Genomic DNA, 16,074 nt, shown 5'->3' with positions numbered 1-16,074 from the left:
TCATCAGGCCCGGCGGCCGCGCTCCAGCAACTCGAAGACCAGCATGCCGGCCACCATGGCCAGCACAAAGATCAGGGCCTTGCCCTGCCCCAGGCCCAGGGCCACCAGGCCAGGTCCGGGACAAAAGCCCGCCAGGCCCCAGCCCACGCCAAAAGCCACGCTGCCCAGCACCAGGCGGCGATCGATCTGGCGCGCGGTGGGCAGGCGCATCTCCTCGTCCAGCAGGGAGCGCGCACGTCCACCGGCCGCGCGGAAGGCCAGCAGGCCCACGCCGATGGCGCCCGCCATCACCAGGGCCAGGGAGGGGTCCCAGGCCCCGGCCAGATCCAGAAAACCCAGCACCTTGGCCGGATCGGCCATGCCCGAGACCAGCAGGCCCAGACCAAACACCAGACCCGCCAGCAGGGCGGCCAGAAGATTCTTCACAGACATGATGGGCCCTCCGCTTCAGAAGACGTGACGCAACAGGTAGACGGTGACAAAGCCCGCCGCCATGAAGGCCAGCGTGGCCACCAGGGAGCGCGGCGAGAGGCGCGAGAGGCCGCAGACCCCGTGGCCGCTGGTGCAGCCCGCGCCATAGCGCGTGCCCAGGCCCACGATCAGGCCCGCGGCAATCAGCAGGCCGGTATCGGCCTCGATCTGGGGCTGCGGCAAGGGGGCGAACAGGCCGTAGACCAGGGGCGCGCCGATCAGGCCGGCCAGAAAGGCAATGCGCCAGGCCAGATCGCCGCGCACCGGGCGCAGCAGGCCGCCCAGGATGCCGCTGATGCCGGCGATGCGGCCATTGAGCAGCACGAAGAGCGCAGCGGCCAGGCCGATCAGCGCGCCGCCGGCCAGGGCCGACCAGGGGGTAAAGGCAGACCAGGCAATATTCATCTCAGTCATCTCCTTGCGGACAGTAGAGCCGGTAAAGCGTGGCCAGCAGCTGCAGCAGCTCGGGGCTGGCCACGCGGTAGTAGATGTTCTTGCCCTCGCGCCGGGTCTCGACCACGCCCTCGTTGCGCAGCACGCCCAGCTGCTGCGAGAGCGTGGGCTGACGTATGCCCAGGCGGCCTTCCAGATCGGACACGCAGGCCTCACCCTGCGAGAGCTGGCACAGCAGCAACAAGCGGTCCTCGTTGGCCAGCAACTTGAGCGCGGACACGGCCTGCGCGGCCGCCTCACGCAGCCGCTCGACATCCAGCGCCAGGGCAGAACTCACATCACACCTCACGAACATCCCGCGGCCAAAGCTCAAGCTCGCCTCGGGTACAACAATTTATGAAATTATAAATTGTTTTCTTGTGAAGTGTTGACCACCCGCCAAGCGGGGATTCAGCCCAGCCGCGTGCTGGCCTGCAAGACCCAGATGGGGCCGCCGTCATCGATGCGCACATGACGGCTGTAGGCAAAGCCCTGGGTCGCCAGGGCTTGCAGGGCCGGAGCGGCGCCCTCGTGCGCGCGGCCCAGGGCCTGTCGCGCCGGTTCGGCCAGAAAGGAGAGATACAGGGTCTGACGCGGCATCAGGGCGGCAAGATGCGCGGGCCAGGCCTCGCCCCAGCGCGCGCGCTGCGGGGTCGGGTCTGCGGGGTAGAAAAGGCGTCCCAGCCCGTCCCAGAAGGGCGAGCGGCCATCGGCCCGCCGCCAGCCGGCCAGCTCCACCACCAGCTGACGCCCGCGGTTGGCGGGGTCGGCCAGCCAGGGCTTGAGCAGGGCCTCCAGCAAGGCGCTCAAGGCCTGCTGGGGCTGCGGGCAGTCGGGCGCACAAGCCAGGTCCACCAGCTCGGCCTCCCCCGTGTGGTCATTGCCCAGCAAGAGCGTGTCCTGACAGTGGTAGAGGCCCAGCTCGGCCGCCGCATGCACCGCCCGCCCGATGTGGAAGCTGTAGCGGGGGATGTCCAGGCCCAGGTGTGGGCGCAGCCGGGCGCAGGCCTGGGGGCGACCGTCGGCATCGCACAGCACCAGGGCCTGCTCTTCGGGCGCGGGCGCCGCGGGAGGCTGACCGGCCTGGTTGCGCCATTGGGCGCACACGGCCTCGTCCGCCGAGGTCCAGGCGCGCAGCGAGTACCGGACGTCGCTCATCGCAGCTCCTCCTGAACCGCATCCAGCGGCGAGACCATCACGCTCGCGCCGGGCGGCGGGCCCAGGCGCTCGAAGACCCGGTGCTCGGGCGAGAGCTCCTGGACGCCGGCCGGCAGCCGGGCCAGGCTGGCGCGGAAGTCACGGCGCCGCTCGGTACAGACCAGATGCCAATGCTCTTGGCCCAGGCCCAGCGCGCCCGGCCGCAAGGCAAGGCGTCGCGCCTGACGCACGCTGCGCAGCAGCTCCAAGCGCCCTTCCACCGTGGGGCCGCCGTCGAAGATGTCGATATAGGTGTCGGCATCAAAGCCCTCGTCCTGCAGGATGCCGAAGGGCAGCTCGCCCACGGGGTGGAGCTGGCCGATGGCGAACTGCGCCGCCTCGGGCAGCAGGGGCACATAGACCGGGGAATGCGGCATCAGATCGGCGATGAAGGCCTTGCTGCGCCCGCCCACCACCTTCTCGGCCTGGGCATAGTCCATATTGAAAAAACGCCGCCCCACCGCATCCCAGAAGGGGCTGTGGCCTTGCGCATCCACCAGGCCCGGGTGCTCGGCCGCAATGCGGCTGTTGAAGCGTTCGGCAAAGAGGGCGATGAAGAGCAGGCGCGCGCGCGAGAGCAGCTGCGGCGCCAGACCGGCCTCGTAGGCGGGCTCGATATAGAAGCTGGTGAGCAGGGTCACACCGGTGAGGTCGTGGCACAGATGCAGGGTGTGCAGACGCTGGCTCACCCCCAGGGCCGCCGAGGCATGGACCACGAACTCATTGCGGTAGCTGTAGAAGCGATCGTGAAAGCCGGCGCTGGCGGCGATGCCGCTGCTGCCTATCACCCGGCCACGCTCCTCCAGCACGAAGAGATAGGTCTCCTCGCCGCTGGCCGCGTCCTCGCTGGCAAAGGCCTGGCAGGAACGCTCGATGCGCTCGCGCAGGCGCTCGCGGTCCTCGGGCAGGGAGCTGATGCCATCGGCCGTGGCCGCGGCGATGCGCTCCAGGGCGGGCAGATCCTCGGGCGCCACCGGGCGCAGCAGCAGGTCGTGGGCAGGGCTCATGCGCTGGATTCTCCGCTGGCGCGCCACGGCAGGGCGGCGCGCGCGCCGGCGCTGCGCTCCTCCCGCGGGGTACGGCCAAAGGCGGCCTTGTAGGCATTGGAAAAATGCGGCCCCGAGGAGAAGCCGCAGGACAGACCGATCTGGAGTATGGATTGCCCGCTGTGCTGCAGCAGGCGGCGCGCCCGCTGCAGCCGCAGCTCCAGATAGTGACGCGAAGGCAGAGAATCCAGGTGCTGCTTGAACAAGCGCTCCAGCTGGCGGCGCGACACGCCCACCAGGCGCGCCACCTCCTCGGTGGGCAGGGGCTCGGCCAGATTGGCTTCCATCAGGGCCAAGGCCTCGGCCAGCTTGGCGCTGGTGCGCCCGCCCTGCTCCGGCACCCGGGGCCGCACCTCGCGGCCGCGCACCTGCTCCAGCCCGAGCAGCACGGCCAGCTGCTGACCCGCACGCTCGCCATGAAGACTGGCCGCCCAGGCGCAGGCCAGGTCCAGGCTGGAGGCGCCGCCGGCACAGCTCAGCAGGGCGGGCGCGCGGGCCAGGTCCATCTCCCAGACCTGGTTGCACCAGACCACCTCGGGATGGTCGCTGCGCAGCGCATCGATCAGGGACCAGTCGGCCGTCATGCGGCGCCCCGCCGGCAGGCCGGCCCGGGCCAGGCAGAGGCTGCCACTGCCCACGGCCCCCAGGTGCGCCACGCCGGCGGCGACCAGGTCGCGCAGCAGCAGCTGCAGGCCGGGCGAGGCGGCGAGGCTGTCGTCGCCGCCGATCACGAAGAAGGCAAACCAGTCGCGCTCCTCCGAGCGCATCGGGCGGCTGCGCAGGGCACCGGCGCCCTCCCCCAGGCTCAGACAGACGGGCTCGTAGCGAACCTCGTCCTGCAGCTCATTGAGCCGCCCCAGCGCTTCGAGCAGGCCCGCCGCGGCCAGCGCCGTGCCGCCGGGCAGCAAGAGCAGCGCGCAGCGACGGGTAGGCAGCGGGGCGGCGGGGTTCACGCGAGCACTTTACTGCCACTGCGTGAGCGCGGGCGGCACGAGCAGGGCCAGGGCCACGAGGAAATACACCACCTGCAGCGGCAGCATCCAGCGCACCCAGCGGCCGAAGGGAATGCCGGCCAGGGCCAGCACGCCCACGGTGATGCCCGAGGTGGGGATGATGGGCGTGCTCAGCTCGCCGAACTGGAAGGCCAGGATGGCGGTCTGGCGCGTGACACCCACCAGATCGGCCAAGGGCGCCATGATGGGCATGGTCAGCGCGGCCTGACCGGTGCCGCTGTGGATGAAGAAGTTGATCACCGACTGGATGACGAACATCTTCTGCGCGGCGAACACCGGGCTGGCGGACTCCACATAGGGCACCAGAGCATGCAGCAGGGTGTCGATGATGTGGCCATCGCGCATCAGGATCACGGTGGCCTTGGCCAGGGCAATCACCAGGGCCGTGCCCACCAGGTCCTTGGCGCCGCCCACAAAGGCGGCCACCCAGCGCTCCTGGCCGAGCCGCGCCACCACGCCCACCAGGATGGCCATGGACAGGAAGAGCGCGGCAATCTCCTCGATGTACCAGCCGAACTTCACCACGCCCACGATCATGGCGCCCAGGGTGCCCACGAACAGGGCCAGCACCGCCTTGTGGGTGCGGGTCATGCCGCTGAACTGCTCAAAGGCGGCCAAGTCCAGATTGCGGCGCTTCTCCTCGTCGAGCTCGAAGGTCGGGCTCAGGCGCGGGTCGCGCTTGATGCGGGCGGCGTACCACATCAGAAAGGCGATGGTCAGGGTCGTGAACACCGCCCAGCACAGAAAACGATAGCCCAGGCCCGAGAACATGGGCACCTGCGCGATGCCTTGGGCCACGCCCACATTGAAGGGATTGAGGAAGGCGGTGGCAAAGCCGATCTGCGAGCCCACGAAGGGGATGGCCGCGCCCACCACGCTGTCATAGCGCAGGGCCAGGGCCAGGGGAATGAAGATCAGCACGAAGGGAATGGCCTCCTCGGCCATGCCGAAGGTGGCGCCGCCAATGGAGAAGAGCGTGACGAAGATGGGAATCAGGGCCACGCGCACAAAGGCCGAGCGGCTGTGGGCGCGCGCCACCGACTTGATCAGCGCATCGATGGCCTCGCTCTGCTGCAGCACGGCAAAGGTGCCACCCACGATGAGCACGAAGCCGATGATGAGCCCCGCCTCCACAAAGCCCTTGATGGGCGACATCATCAGGGCCACCAGGCCCTGGGGGCGGCTCTCCACCCAGCGGAAGGAGTCGGGGTTGACCACCTTCTTGCCATTGAGCATGAGGGTGTCGTACTGGCCGCCGGGCACCACCCAGGTGGCCAGGGCGATCACGGCCAGCAGGGCGAAGAGCAGGACGAAGGTATTGGGTAGACGCAGTTTCATCGAAAGGATCTCACATGGAGAGCAGCTTGCCGCTGCGATAGGCCTGGGCGCCGGCCACCTTGGCCACGCGCATGCCACGCCCGGCCCAGCGTCGCGAGACGCGGGCGAACAGCCGACCTGAGACGCTGGCGCGCAAGGGGGTGACGGTGTCATTGAGCGGATCGATGAGCTCGGCCACCAGATCTCCGGCCTCGACCCAGTCGCCCGGTGCCTTGGCAAAGACCAGCAGACCGGCATGCGGGGCCGTCAGCGGCTCCACCCCCTCCAGCGGCGTGGGCTCGCAGCGCTCGGCGGGCAGGGGCAGCAGGGGCGGACCTTCGATCAGGCCCTGGCGCTGCAAAAAGGCCAGCAAGGCCAGCGCATCACCGGCCGCCAGGCCGTGGTCGGTCTCGGTCTCGCCACGCAGCTCCACCGTGGCGGCAAAGCAGGCCTGGGGAATGGGGAAGCGGCCCGCGAAATGCTCGGCCAGCTCCCACCAGATGCGAGAGATGGTCTCGTCAAAGGGGTCGTCGCCCGAAGCCCGGGCCAGCAGCAGGGCCTGAGCCCCCAGCAAGGCGCCCAGCTCACGCGCCGGGGCCTCCAGCGGCGTGCCGGCATAGAGATGCATCACCGCCTGGTGATCGCAGTGCAGGTCCAGCACCACATCGGCGTCCATGGCCAGACGCTGCAGCAGCTGCTTGAGCGCCTCGGTCTCGGTCTGGGGCTGCCAATCCGCGAGCAAGGCCAGGGCCTCGCGACGCACCAGCTGCTTGTTGATCTCGCCGTCCTGGCCCAGCAGCGGCTCCAGGCGGGGAATCAGGGCCTGGGTCAGGTGGCGATAGGCGCGGTTGAAGTTCAGGCCCGTGGCCGCATCGAAGCGGCCGAAATGCGCCCCTTGCAGATCCTGGGACAGGCCCACGGGATTGGCCAGGGGCAGGAGCACGACCTCGCCCGTGATCAAGCCCTGGGCCTCCAGCGCCAGCAGGCGCTGACGCAAATGCTGGGCCACCAGCATGGCCGGCACCTCGTCGGCGTGCAGGGCCGCATGGATATAGGCCTTGCGCCCGCTCTGGCCCGTGCCGAAATGCAGGCTGCGCAACAGGCGTGTCGTGCCGGCGCTCGCCGCCGGCAGCGCGTGAATCTCGCTTCTCATGGGGGGCTTTCAGCGCGAGGTCTGAACAGGCATCAGACGGTAGAGGGGACGCTGTATCTGGACCGGCATCACGTCCAGGCCCATGCGGACCACGGTGTAGTCCTCGCCCCCGAAAGCGCCGGTGAACCAGCCACGCGTGGCGGGCGTCTTGTAGAGCCGGAACTCGAAGCCCAGGTCCGGCTGACTGTCATCGGCCGCCGGGGTGCCGGCGAAGGCCAGACCCAGGGTCTCGCCGGCCGGGCTGTCCAGCAGGGTGCCCATGGCGTTCACCACCGTGGTGTCGCCCAGCATGTCCGCATAGAAGGGCACGCTCTTGAAGTAGGGTTTGAAGTTCGGGGCCTTGGGATCGATGGCCAGGTCGGCGGCCTTCTGCGGCGAGGGGGTGGTCACGCCGGTCTTCAGATCATGGCGATCGCCGCGGTCCAGATAGCTCAGCTGGGCTCCGCGCACATTGAAGGCGCCGAGCTGCGGCTCGTGACGGGCCTGGGACAGATCCACCAGCAAGGCACCCTTGGCGCCAATCACCTCAATCTGACCGTTCTTGATGATGGCGGCGCTGTCCTCGTCCACGCCCAGGCCCAGGCGGTAGCCCTTGGCCTGCATCAGGGGCAGCATGCGACCAAAGCGGCCACGCTTGAGAAAGTGCTGGTCGATGAAAAGCTCGGGCCCCACAAAGCCCAGGCCGCGGTCGATCTCCCGGCCCTCGCGCAGCTGGCCCTTGAGCACGCGCAGGGTGTCCTGGGCGTCCCGGAACATCACGGTGCTCATGATGGCGGCGCCGGCGCTGCTGCCGGCCACCACGCCGCCGCCGCGATAGACCTCCCAGATCGCCTGCAACAGCGCCGTGGGCTGGCCAGCGGGCTGCAAGGTGTCCACGATCAGCTCCTGGGCGCCGCCGGAGAAATAGACGCCGCGGGCATGGCGCACCAGCTCCAGATTGGCGGGGTTCTCCAGCTCGGTCTTCAGATCGCGGTCTTTCAAACGCGGCGCCACGGGCACCCACTGCGCCTGTGCGCCCTGGCGATTGAGCGCCTCCACGATCTGGCGCGCGCTGCGCTCGGGATTGGCGGCGGCGGTGCTGAACACCACGAATCGGGCACCGGGACCGCCGGCCTCGTCGACGATGCGCTTCCACACCGCATGGTTGTCGTACTTGAGGGCGCCGCCGATGGGAATGGCGGTCTGGGCGCCGGCAGCACCGGCCAGCAAGGCGGCGCAAGCGGCAACAAATCGGAGTCGTGCGAGGGCAGGCATGGGATCAGGCGGGTTGAAAAGTGGCGCGATCTTGCCGACGCCCCTGCCTACCCACCAGCGGGTTTGGCCCCGGAGTGTGCCGCAGCGCGCAATGCCGGCAAATGCATGTCGCTTGCATGCAAGCCCCGAAGCGCGACCGTCACAAGGCTTGCATGCAAGCGACCCGCACTTGCGCCAAAGCGACCGCCCCGCCAAAACCCCCTCACGGCCGAGCCCGCCCGCTTTCTAGAGTGCGTGCCAGGCCTGTCGCCAGCCCCTACCCGCCCTGCCCTGACGCAGAGCCCCGCTGCACAGCCGCATCCGCAACCCCGTCAACAAGGCCCACTCACCATGTCACTGCCCCGCATGCCGCGCCGCGCCTCGCCCGCCCGGTTCCTGAAACTGCAAGCCCTGGCCCAGGCCGCCGCACTGCTCGCGGGCGGCGCCGCGCTGGCGCAGGACAACAAGCTGGAACGCATTGAGGTGACCGGCTCCAGCATCAAGCGCTTGGAGGGCGAGACCGCCCTGCCGGTACAGACGCTCAAGCGCGAAGAGATTGCCAAGTCCGGTGTCACCACGGCGGCCGAGCTGCTGAAGAACATCAGCGGCAACACGGCCGGTCTGACCGATGGCGCCAGCATCACCGACAACCAGGGCGGTCAGCGTGGCTTCAACGGCGCCAACCTGCGCGGCATCGGTGTCTCCTCGACCCTGATCCTGCTGAACGGCCGCCGCATGGCCAACTTCGCCTCGCCCGGCGACAGCTCCGGCGTGGACCTGAACAACATCCCCGCGGGTGCGATCGAGCGCGTCGAAATCCTCAAGGACGGCGCCTCCGCCATCTATGGCACCGACGCCATCGGCGGCGTGATCAACTTCATCACACGCAAGGACTATCGCGGTGCGGACATCAATGTCTACGCTGCACGCACCCAAGAGGGCGGCGCCGAGAAGACCACCGCCTCGGTGGGAGGCGGCGTCGGCAATGTGCGTGATGACGGCTTCAATCTGTTCGGCGTGCTCGATGTTCAGAAGCTCGGTGCGCTGAATTCGCAGGAGCGTGACTTCATCAAGCAGCGTCCGCTGGCCGACAACCTGCCCCTGTACCTGTCCTCGCGCACCTTCCCGGCCAATATCCGGCTGCAGGGCAGCAGCAGCTCGCGCCGCGCCCAGTTGGCCGCCCTGAAGGCCGCCGGCTACAAGGTCAACGGCCAGGATGTGACGGAGCGCACCTTCAATCCCGCCGTGCCCGCCTGCAACCCGCCCGGCACCGTGTTCGCGCCGCTGAACCTGAGCCAGGCCTGCAGCTTCGACTATCTGCAGGACACCGAGATCTATCCCGAGAGCGAGAAGCTGTCCTTACTGAGCCGCGGGGTCCTCAAGCTCAATGCCGACACCGAGCTGTTCGCCGAGCTGCTCAAGTCCCGCGCCACCACCAAATACATCAACAGCCCGGTGCCGGTGCAGTTGCTGGATGTGCCGGTCAAGGTCATCAACGGCTATCTGAGCAACAAGCTGCCGCTGCCCGATACCCAGCTCATGACCCTGCGCCTGCGCGCCGATGAGGCCGGCAATCGCAGCAACACGGTCACCAGCGACGCAGAGCGCGTCGTCGTGGGCGTCAGCGGTGTGCTGGGCGACTGGGATTACACAACGGCGCTGAATCGTGCCGTGAACAAGACCAACGACGCCTACGTTGATGGCTACTTCCTGTTCGACAAGATGGTCGCAGGCGTCATGAACGGCTCGATCAATCCCTTCGGTGCCTCGCCGGCCGCTGGCAAGGCGCTCTGGGACAGCATCCGCGTCCGTGACGACGCCCGCAAGGCCAAGGGCATCACGACCACGGTGGACTTCAAGGCCAGCAGCACGCTGACCGAACTGGCGGGCGGCGCGCTGGGCGTGGCCGTCGGCGCGGAGCTGCGTCAGGAAGAGACCTCCTTCACGCCCTCGGCGCTGCTGAACAGCAATCTGATCGCTGGCGACCGCGGCACCTCGGGCGACGCCACCGGCAATTTTGGCGGTGACCCCGTGCGCGACCGTGTGGTGGCCACCAGCAACAGCCGCAAGATCGGCAGCGTCTACGGCGAACTGAATGCACCGTTCACCAAGGAGCTGGAAGTCCAGGTCGCGCTGCGCTACGACGACTACGGCGGTGTGGGCAGCACGACCAATCCCAAGCTGGGCGTGCGTTACCAGCCCAGCAAGCAAGTGATGCTGCGCGGCTCCGCCGGTACGGGCTTCCGCGCCCCGACCATCAGCGAGCTGTACCGTCCGATCAGCTACGGTTCCGCCTCGGCCTCGCCGACCGATCCGGTCTGCGTGAAGGCCGGCCTGTCGCCGGCGGACTGCTCGGGCCAGCCGCCCGTGACTCGCTACAGCAACCCGAACCTGAAGCCGGAGCGTTCCAAGCAGGCCTCCTTCGGCATCGTGTTCGAGCCCACCAGGTCGACCACATTCAGCATCGACTACTGGAACATCCGCAAGACCGATGTGATCAGCGATATCGGCATCCAGACCATCATCAACAACCAGGCCAAGTACGGCAAGCTGGTGACGCGTGACGAGTTTGGCGAGGTCATCACCAACATCGACCTGCGCAAGGAGAACCAAGGCGAGCTCAAGACCTCGGGTCTGGACCTGGAAGCCAACTGGCGTAGTGACAGCACGGAGTTTGGACGCTTCGGCCTGAATCTCAGCGGCACCTATGTGCTGGAGTACAAGCGTCAGTTCGGTGCGGGTGAGCCCTTCGTCAGCAATGTCGGTCGCTTCCTGAATGACCAGGTCATCCAGCGCTGGCGTCATCGCGCCAGCATCGACTGGGATATGGGCCCCTTCGGTCTGACGCTGGGCAACACCTTCTACTCCAGCTACGCTGACCAGAGCACCATCTTCAACCCGGTGACGAACAAGCAGGCCGAGCCCCGCACCGTCAAGGCCTACTCGCTGTTTGACTTGAGCGGCTCGTGGAAGGTGGACAAGTCCATGCGCGTGCGCGTGGGCATCCAGAACCTGCTGGATACCCAGCCGCCGTTCTCCAACCAGGACCAGTACTTCCTGGCCACCTACGACCCCACCTACACCGACCCGCGTGGCCGTACCTTCTACGCCAGCATCAGCTACTCGTTCCGCTAAGCGCGGCGCCTGAAGGCAAGGCCGGGCCTCTGGGCCCGGCCTTTCTCGTTTTCACGGGCGGTCGTCGCGGGGCACCGACCGCGTTCAGCCCTCCACGATGCGGCGCAGCCAGTCCGGCAGGGGCGCTGAGCGCTGGGACGGGAAGTCCATCCACACCGTGGTGGCGCCCCCCGCGGCGTAGAGGGTCTGCGGATCATCGGCGCGGGCCATGGTGATCCAGGTGTCGAAGCTGCTGCGGCCCGCATTGGAGACGTAGTGGCGGGTCAGCACCTCGCCGGGGTACTCAAGCTGCTTGTAGAAATTGCAGAAGGCGTTGACGATCACCGGGCCCTCCCCCTGGGGGTTGGGCGCCGCCTTGAGGCTGTCCAGCCAGTCCACGCGCGCGATCTCCATGTAGCGGAAGTAGACCGTGTTGTTGACATGGCCCATCGCGTCCATATCGCCCCAGCGGATCGGGATGAGGGTCTCGTGGACCAGCTTCTTGTCCGCAGGAATCTCTATCCTCATGCCAGCCCCAGCTCGCTGCGGATCTGCGCCAGCTGCGCCTTGACCGTTTCCAGCTCGGCCGCCAGCCGGGCCTGCTCGGCGCGCAGCTGCAGGATCTCATCGTCGCGCGCGGGTGCTTCGCCCGCCGCTGCGGCCGACAGCCCCTCGGCCGGCTCGCCACACAACAGATGCGCCCAACGGCTCTCGCGCGCACCGGGCGCACGGGCCAGCTTCAGGGCCAGGGGCGGCTCGCGCTCGGCCAGCTCGGTCAGAAAGGCCTCGACCGAGGAAATGTCGGCAAAGCGGTGCAGGCGTTCGCTGTTGGCGCGCAGCTCGGCCGCCGTCTGCGGGCCGCGCAGCATCAGGGTGGCCAGCAGGGCCTCGGCCTGCCCCGGCACATTGATGCCGCGGCGGAAGTTGTGCTCATAGCGGTCCACCCGGCTGCCGCTGACGCGGTTCACCAGGCTCATGCCGCGCAACTCGTCCAGCGCGCGCAGCACCTTGCTCTCACTGGCATTCATCACCGGATCGCGCGCGGTCTTCTGGTTGCAGCCCAGGGTCAGGGCGTTGACCGAGAGCGGGTAGCTGTCGGGCACGGTGAACTGCTTCTCGACCAGCACGGCCAGCACGCGCGCTTCCAGCGCCGTCAATACACGAAGCGACATGGTGCTCAGACTCCGAAGCCGTCGTCGGCCTGGATCACCGCACCGTTGATGAAGTGGCTTTCATTGGCACAGAGCATCAGCAAGGCGGTGTCCAGGTCGCGCGGATGACCGACACGCTTGCGCGGCAGCAGCTCGACCAGCTTCTTGCCACCTTCGGTGCTCCAGTGATGGTGGTTGATCTCGGTGTCGATATAGCCGGGGCAAATGGCGTTGACGTTGATGCCGTATTTGCCCCATTCCAGCGCCATCGCGCGGGTCATGTGGATCACCGCGGCCTTGCTCATCGAGTAGACCCCGATCTGGCTGAGCACACGCAGGCCGGCCATCGAGGCAATGTTGACGATGCGCCCGCCGATGAAGGTGCCCGGCGCCGCACCGCGCGCGCGCGCCAGCATGCGCTTGCCCACCTCCTGCGCGACAAAGAAGGCGCCACGCACATTGGTGTCCATCACGAAGTCGTAGTCATCGCCGCTGACCTCGGTGAGCTTCTGCGTGGTGCTGACGCCGGAGTTGTTGATCAGGATGTCCAGGGTGCCGACCTCGGTCTCGGCATGAGCGACGGCGGACTTGATGCTGTCCAGATCGGTGACGTCCAGATGCACCACATGGGCGTCGCCCCCCTGGGCCTCGATCTCGGCGCGCAGGGTCTTGAGCCGTTCAGTGCGGCGACCCGCCAGCACCACACAAGCGCCGGCCTGGGCCAGGGTGCGCGCGAACTGCGCACCCAGTCCGCTGGAAGCTCCGGTCACCAGGGCCACGCGGCCCGAGAGGTCGATGCTATAGCTCATGATCTGTCTCTTTCCATCACTCAGACTGCTGGACGGAAACGATAGCATGGGCCACCACGGCGCTTCGCTGGGTCGGCTCGGCCAAGCCCCGCCTTCCCCGCTAGAGGCCAGCACCCAAATCAAAATCGAACGATCGTGCTATTTTTCTGCACGCATCGGTAGAATGCGGCGCCAAATCGCGGCCCAGCTGGGCGCCCACACAATCGTTGAGACACAAGGAAACACATGAGCTCCGAAGACCTGGTGGCCCAGTACGGCCCGCGCGAAAGCATGGAATACGACGTGGTGGTCGTGGGCGGCGGTCCCGCCGGCCTGGCCACCGCCATCCGCATCAAGCAGCTGGCCGCCGAGAAGGGCCAGGAGATCTCGGTGGTGGTGCTGGAAAAGGGCTCCGAGCCCGGCGCCCACATCCTCTCCGGCGCGGTGATGGACCCGCGCGCCCTGAGCGAGCTCTTCCCCAACTGGAAGGAGCTGGGCGCGCCCCTGCACCAGGCCGTCACCGGCGACGACATCCTCTTTCTCTCCGAGACCGGCGCCACCCGCACCCCGGACGCCCTGGTGCCGCGCAATCTGCACAACGAGGGCTGCTACGTCATCTCGCTGTCCAATGTGGTGAAGTGGCTGGCCCAGCAGGCCGAGAACCTGGGCGTGGAAATCTTCCCGGGCTTTGCCGCGGCCGAGGTGCTCTATGACGAAGAGGGCCGCGTCAAGGGCGTGGCCACGGGCAATATGGGCATAGGCAAGGACGGCCAGCCGCACGAGGGCTTCCAGCTGGGCATGGAGCTGCTGGGCAAATACACCGTGTTCGCCGAGGGCGCGCGCGGCCATCTGGGCAAGCAGCTGATCGCCAAGTACAACCTGAGCGCCGGCAAGGACCCGCAGAGCTATGCCATCGGCATCAAGGAACTGTGGGAGATCCCGGCCGAGAAGGCCAAGCCCGGCCTGGTGGTGCACACCGCCGGCTGGCCCATGACGGACGACACCTTCGGCGGCGGCTTCCTCTACCACTTGGAGGGCAACAAGGTCACGCTGGGCTTTGTGATCGGTCTGGACTACCAGAACCCCTATATGAGCCCCTTCGAGGAAATGCAGCGCTGGAAGACGCATCCGTCCATCCGCGCCCATATCGAAGGCGGCAAGCGCATCGGCTACGGTGCGCGCGCCATCAACAACGGCACGCCCCAGGCCCTGCCCAAGACGGTGTTCCCGGGCGGTGCGCTGATCGGCTGCGATGCCGGCTACCTGAACGCTGCGCGCATCAAGGGCAGCCATGCCGCCATCAAGAGCGGCATGCTCTGCGCCGAAGCCATCGTGCCGGCCCTGGTCGAAGGCCGTGCCCAGGACGAGCTGGCCGCCTACCCGGCCGCCTTTGAAGCCAGCTGGCTGAACGAAGAGCTGCAGCAGACCCGCAACTTCAAGCTCTGGTTCAAGAAGGGCAAGCTGGTGGGCCAGCTGATGACGGGCATCGAGCAATGGCTGCTGCCCAAGCTGGGCGTGCAAAGCCCGCCCTGGACCCTGCACGCCACGCACCCGGACCATGTCTGCCTCAAGCCGGCCGCCGAGTGCCAGCCCATCGACTATCCCAAGCCCGATGGCAAGCTGACCTTCGACCGCCTTTCCTCGGTGTTCATCTCCAACACCAACCACGAGGAAAACCAGCCGGCCCATCTGACGCTGAAGAACGCCAGCGTGCCCGTGGCCACCAATCTGGCGCGCTTTGCCGGCCCCGAGGGCCGCTATTGTCCGGCCGGCGTGTATGAGTTCGTCAAGAACGACGATGGCAGCGACCGCCTGCAGATCAATGCCCAGAACTGCGTGCACTGCAAGACCTGCGACATCAAGGACCCGACGCAGAACATCGTCTGGGTCACGCCCGAGGGCGGCGGTGGTCCCAACTACGCCGGCATGTAATCCAGCCCGCCCTTCCCCGCTGCAAGCCCGCCAACTCGGCGGGCTTTTTCACATCCGGCCCCTCCCGCGCTAGAGGCTCAGGTCGTAGCGGATCATGCCGCGGTGCTCGGCCACCTGGTCGTAGAGGGCCCGGGCGCGCTGGTTTTCCACATGGGTGGTCCAGTAGTAGCGCGAGCAGCCGCGCTCACGGGCGGCCAGGGCCACCGCCTGGATCAGAGCGCGCGCCAGGCCGCGGCCGCGCTGGGCCTCGTCCACGAAGAGATCCTGCAGATAGCAGGCCTCGCCGGTCCAGATGCTGGTGTGGAAGAGGTAGTGGGCGATGCCCAGCACCTCGCCCTCCAGGCAGGCGGCAAGACCTGTCACCTCCTGGCCCGCCAGCAGACGCTGCCAGCTGGCCTCATAGACCTGCGGCTCATGCTCGGTGCGGTAAAAGGCCTTGTAGCCACGCGCCAAGCGCTCCCAGGCCGCACGGTCCTCGGGCTGCAGGGGACGGATCAGGATGGGGTTCGTCGATTTCATGTTCACAGCCCCAGGTTCCGCATCCAGCCCGCCAGATCGCGTTCGCGCGGCGTGCCGGCCTCCAACTGCTCGCGCAGGCGCTGGCGTTCCGGCGCGCTGCGGTTCTGGCTGAGCTTGGCCTTGAATTCCCAGCCCAGCACATGCAGGCGCAGGCCCACGATGGCCGCCAGCAGCTTGTGCTGAAAGTCCTCGGGCAGACCTCGCCACTGCGCGGCATAGCCCGGCTCGTGGCGGGCGATCAGACGCTTGAGAAGCGCATCCTTGGCCGCGGGCTCGTCGATCAGCTCGGCGCGCACGCGCAGGTGCAGGGCCAGGTAGTTCCAGGTGGGCACATTGCGCTCATGCTCGTAGTGGCGCGGCGAGACATAGGCATCGGGGCCGCTGAAGACCAGCAGCTGCTCGGGCTGATCGGCCAGCCAGGCCGACTGCGGATTGGCCCGCGCCAGATGGCCGTCCAGCCACCAGTGCTCGCCCTCGTCGCCCCAGCACAGGGGCAGATGGCTGGCGAAGCTGGCGCCCTGCGGGTCGCGGCCCAGCAGCAGGCCCAGGGGCTGCTCTTCGATCAGGCGGCGCGCGTGGGCCAGATCCTCGAGCTTGAAGTGATTCGGCAGGTACATGATGACGGCAGCTGTCCTCGGCTGTGGTGTTCGCTTCGAACTCTAGGGCTGTACTTGGTACGATGAAAGTTCCAATTCTGGAAATCTTTAG

General features: G+C 67.6%; 16 protein-coding genes. 2 read left to right on the top strand and 14 right to left on the bottom strand.

Translation table 11 applies throughout. The annotated features are described in order from the left end of the window. Positions 1–3: 3 nt before the first annotated feature. The 9 genes from DFR39_RS06080 to DFR39_RS06040 form a co-directional block, all read right to left on the bottom strand. Positions 4–432, bottom strand: a complete 429-nt coding sequence (locus DFR39_RS06080; protein ID WP_133602650.1) for a YeeE/YedE family protein — start codon at positions 430–432, stop codon at positions 4–6. A gap of 15 nt (positions 433–447) precedes the next feature. Beyond that, a complete protein-coding gene (locus DFR39_RS06075) occupies positions 448–876 on the bottom strand; it encodes a YeeE/YedE family protein (RefSeq protein ID WP_133602649.1) in 429 nt (142 codons plus the stop codon). Position 877: 1 nt separating this feature from the next. Continuing rightward, positions 878–1,201, bottom strand: coding sequence for an ArsR/SmtB family transcription factor (locus tag DFR39_RS06070; protein WP_246030713.1), 324 nt, complete (start codon positions 1,199–1,201; stop codon positions 878–880). Between the two features lie 113 nt (positions 1,202–1,314). Next, positions 1,315–2,061: an arginine N-succinyltransferase gene (locus DFR39_RS06065; RefSeq protein WP_133602647.1), complete on the bottom strand. Its 747-nt coding sequence runs from the start codon at positions 2,059–2,061 to the stop codon at positions 1,315–1,317. Further along, positions 2,058–3,107: an arginine N-succinyltransferase gene (locus DFR39_RS06060; protein ID WP_133602646.1), complete on the bottom strand. Its 1,050-nt coding sequence runs from the start codon at positions 3,105–3,107 to the stop codon at positions 2,058–2,060. The genes DFR39_RS06065 and DFR39_RS06060 overlap by 4 nt, the downstream gene beginning before the upstream one ends. Continuing rightward, positions 3,104–4,099: a GlxA family transcriptional regulator gene (locus DFR39_RS06055; RefSeq protein ID WP_133602645.1), complete on the bottom strand. Its 996-nt coding sequence runs from the start codon at positions 4,097–4,099 to the stop codon at positions 3,104–3,106. The genes DFR39_RS06060 and DFR39_RS06055 overlap by 4 nt, the downstream gene beginning before the upstream one ends. A gap of 9 nt (positions 4,100–4,108) precedes the next feature. After that, the gene (locus DFR39_RS06050; protein ID WP_133602644.1) at positions 4,109–5,497 is read right to left on the bottom strand and encodes a YfcC family protein; all 1,389 of its coding nucleotides are present in this window, start codon (positions 5,495–5,497) and stop codon (positions 4,109–4,111) included. A gap of 10 nt (positions 5,498–5,507) precedes the next feature. After that, positions 5,508–6,629 carry a M14 family metallopeptidase gene (locus DFR39_RS06045; protein ID WP_133602643.1) on the bottom strand — a complete coding sequence of 374 codons (1,122 nt, stop codon included), beginning with the start codon at positions 6,627–6,629 and terminating at the stop codon, positions 5,508–5,510. 9 nt (positions 6,630–6,638) lie between these two features. Further along, positions 6,639–7,883: a cyanophycinase gene (locus DFR39_RS06040; RefSeq protein WP_133602642.1), complete on the bottom strand. Its 1,245-nt coding sequence runs from the start codon at positions 7,881–7,883 to the stop codon at positions 6,639–6,641. A 330-nt stretch (positions 7,884–8,213) separates the two neighbouring features. Between DFR39_RS06040 and DFR39_RS06035 the strand changes: the two genes are divergently transcribed. Then, positions 8,214–10,997: a TonB-dependent receptor gene (locus tag DFR39_RS06035; protein ID WP_246030712.1), complete on the top strand. Its 2,784-nt coding sequence runs from the start codon at positions 8,214–8,216 to the stop codon at positions 10,995–10,997. A gap of 84 nt (positions 10,998–11,081) precedes the next feature. Here the strand turns inward: DFR39_RS06035 and DFR39_RS06030 are convergent, their stop codons facing one another. The 3 genes from DFR39_RS06030 to DFR39_RS06020 are packed head-to-tail and all read right to left on the bottom strand — an operon-like array spanning position 11,082 to position 12,936. Then, on the bottom strand, positions 11,082–11,504 hold the full coding sequence (locus tag DFR39_RS06030; RefSeq protein WP_133602641.1) for an acyl-CoA thioesterase: 423 nt from the start codon (positions 11,502–11,504) through the stop codon (positions 11,082–11,084). After that, positions 11,501–12,148, bottom strand: coding sequence for a YceH family protein (locus DFR39_RS06025; protein ID WP_133602640.1), 648 nt, complete (start codon positions 12,146–12,148; stop codon positions 11,501–11,503). The genes DFR39_RS06030 and DFR39_RS06025 overlap by 4 nt, the downstream gene beginning before the upstream one ends. A gap of 5 nt (positions 12,149–12,153) precedes the next feature. After that, on the bottom strand, positions 12,154–12,936 hold the full coding sequence (locus DFR39_RS06020; RefSeq protein ID WP_133602639.1) for an SDR family oxidoreductase: 783 nt from the start codon (positions 12,934–12,936) through the stop codon (positions 12,154–12,156). Between the two features lie 225 nt (positions 12,937–13,161). Here DFR39_RS06020 and DFR39_RS06015 point away from each other — a divergent pair, with 225 nt between their 5' ends. Continuing rightward, positions 13,162–14,847, top strand: a complete 1,686-nt coding sequence (locus DFR39_RS06015) for an electron transfer flavoprotein-ubiquinone oxidoreductase (protein ID WP_133602638.1) — start codon at positions 13,162–13,164, stop codon at positions 14,845–14,847. Positions 14,848–14,916: 69 nt separating this feature from the next. On the opposite strand, the gene DFR39_RS06010 is transcribed toward DFR39_RS06015, so the two are convergent. Both DFR39_RS06010 and DFR39_RS06005 read right to left on the bottom strand, forming a co-directional pair. Next, complete coding sequence (locus tag DFR39_RS06010) at positions 14,917–15,366, bottom strand: GNAT family N-acetyltransferase (RefSeq protein WP_133602637.1); 450 nt, start codon at positions 15,364–15,366, stop codon at positions 14,917–14,919. Positions 15,367–15,368: 2 nt separating this feature from the next. Next, positions 15,369–15,983: an FMN-binding negative transcriptional regulator gene (locus DFR39_RS06005; protein WP_133602636.1), complete on the bottom strand. Its 615-nt coding sequence runs from the start codon at positions 15,981–15,983 to the stop codon at positions 15,369–15,371. Positions 15,984–16,074: the final 91 nt, after the last annotated feature.

Origin of the sequence: Roseateles asaccharophilus, from assembly GCF_004362405.1 — a bacterium.
GTDB lineage: Bacteria > Pseudomonadota > Gammaproteobacteria > Burkholderiales > Burkholderiaceae_C > Kinneretia > Kinneretia asaccharophila.
This window is presented reverse-complemented; position numbering and strand designations above follow the sequence as displayed.

Excerpts from the sequence above, each read along its gene's own strand:
- DFR39_RS06080 (WP_133602650.1), bottom strand. The coding sequence starts at position 432 with ATGTCTGTGAAGAATCTTCTGGCCGCCCTGCTGGCGGGTCTGGTGTTT.
- DFR39_RS06075 (WP_133602649.1), bottom strand. The coding sequence starts at position 876 with ATGAATATTGCCTGGTCTGCCTTTACCCCCTGGTCGGCCCTGGCCGGC.
- DFR39_RS06065 (WP_133602647.1), bottom strand. The coding sequence starts at position 2,061 with ATGAGCGACGTCCGGTACTCGCTGCGCGCCTGGACCTCGGCGGACGAG.
- DFR39_RS06060 (WP_133602646.1), bottom strand. The coding sequence starts at position 3,107 with ATGAGCCCTGCCCACGACCTGCTGCTGCGCCCGGTGGCGCCCGAGGAT.
- DFR39_RS06050 (WP_133602644.1), bottom strand. The coding sequence starts at position 5,497 with ATGAAACTGCGTCTACCCAATACCTTCGTCCTGCTCTTCGCCCTGCTG.
- DFR39_RS06045 (WP_133602643.1), bottom strand. The coding sequence starts at position 6,629 with ATGAGAAGCGAGATTCACGCGCTGCCGGCGGCGAGCGCCGGCACGACA.
- DFR39_RS06040 (WP_133602642.1), bottom strand. The coding sequence starts at position 7,883 with ATGCCTGCCCTCGCACGACTCCGATTTGTTGCCGCTTGCGCCGCCTTG.
- DFR39_RS06035 (WP_246030712.1), top strand. The coding sequence starts at position 8,214 with ATGTCACTGCCCCGCATGCCGCGCCGCGCCTCGCCCGCCCGGTTCCTG.
- DFR39_RS06030 (WP_133602641.1), bottom strand. The coding sequence starts at position 11,504 with ATGAGGATAGAGATTCCTGCGGACAAGAAGCTGGTCCACGAGACCCTC.
- DFR39_RS06025 (WP_133602640.1), bottom strand. The coding sequence starts at position 12,148 with ATGTCGCTTCGTGTATTGACGGCGCTGGAAGCGCGCGTGCTGGCCGTG.
- DFR39_RS06020 (WP_133602639.1), bottom strand. The coding sequence starts at position 12,936 with ATGAGCTATAGCATCGACCTCTCGGGCCGCGTGGCCCTGGTGACCGGA.
- DFR39_RS06015 (WP_133602638.1), top strand. The coding sequence starts at position 13,162 with ATGAGCTCCGAAGACCTGGTGGCCCAGTACGGCCCGCGCGAAAGCATG.
- DFR39_RS06010 (WP_133602637.1), bottom strand. The coding sequence starts at position 15,366 with ATGAAATCGACGAACCCCATCCTGATCCGTCCCCTGCAGCCCGAGGAC.
- DFR39_RS06005 (WP_133602636.1), bottom strand. The coding sequence starts at position 15,983 with ATGTACCTGCCGAATCACTTCAAGCTCGAGGATCTGGCCCACGCGCGC.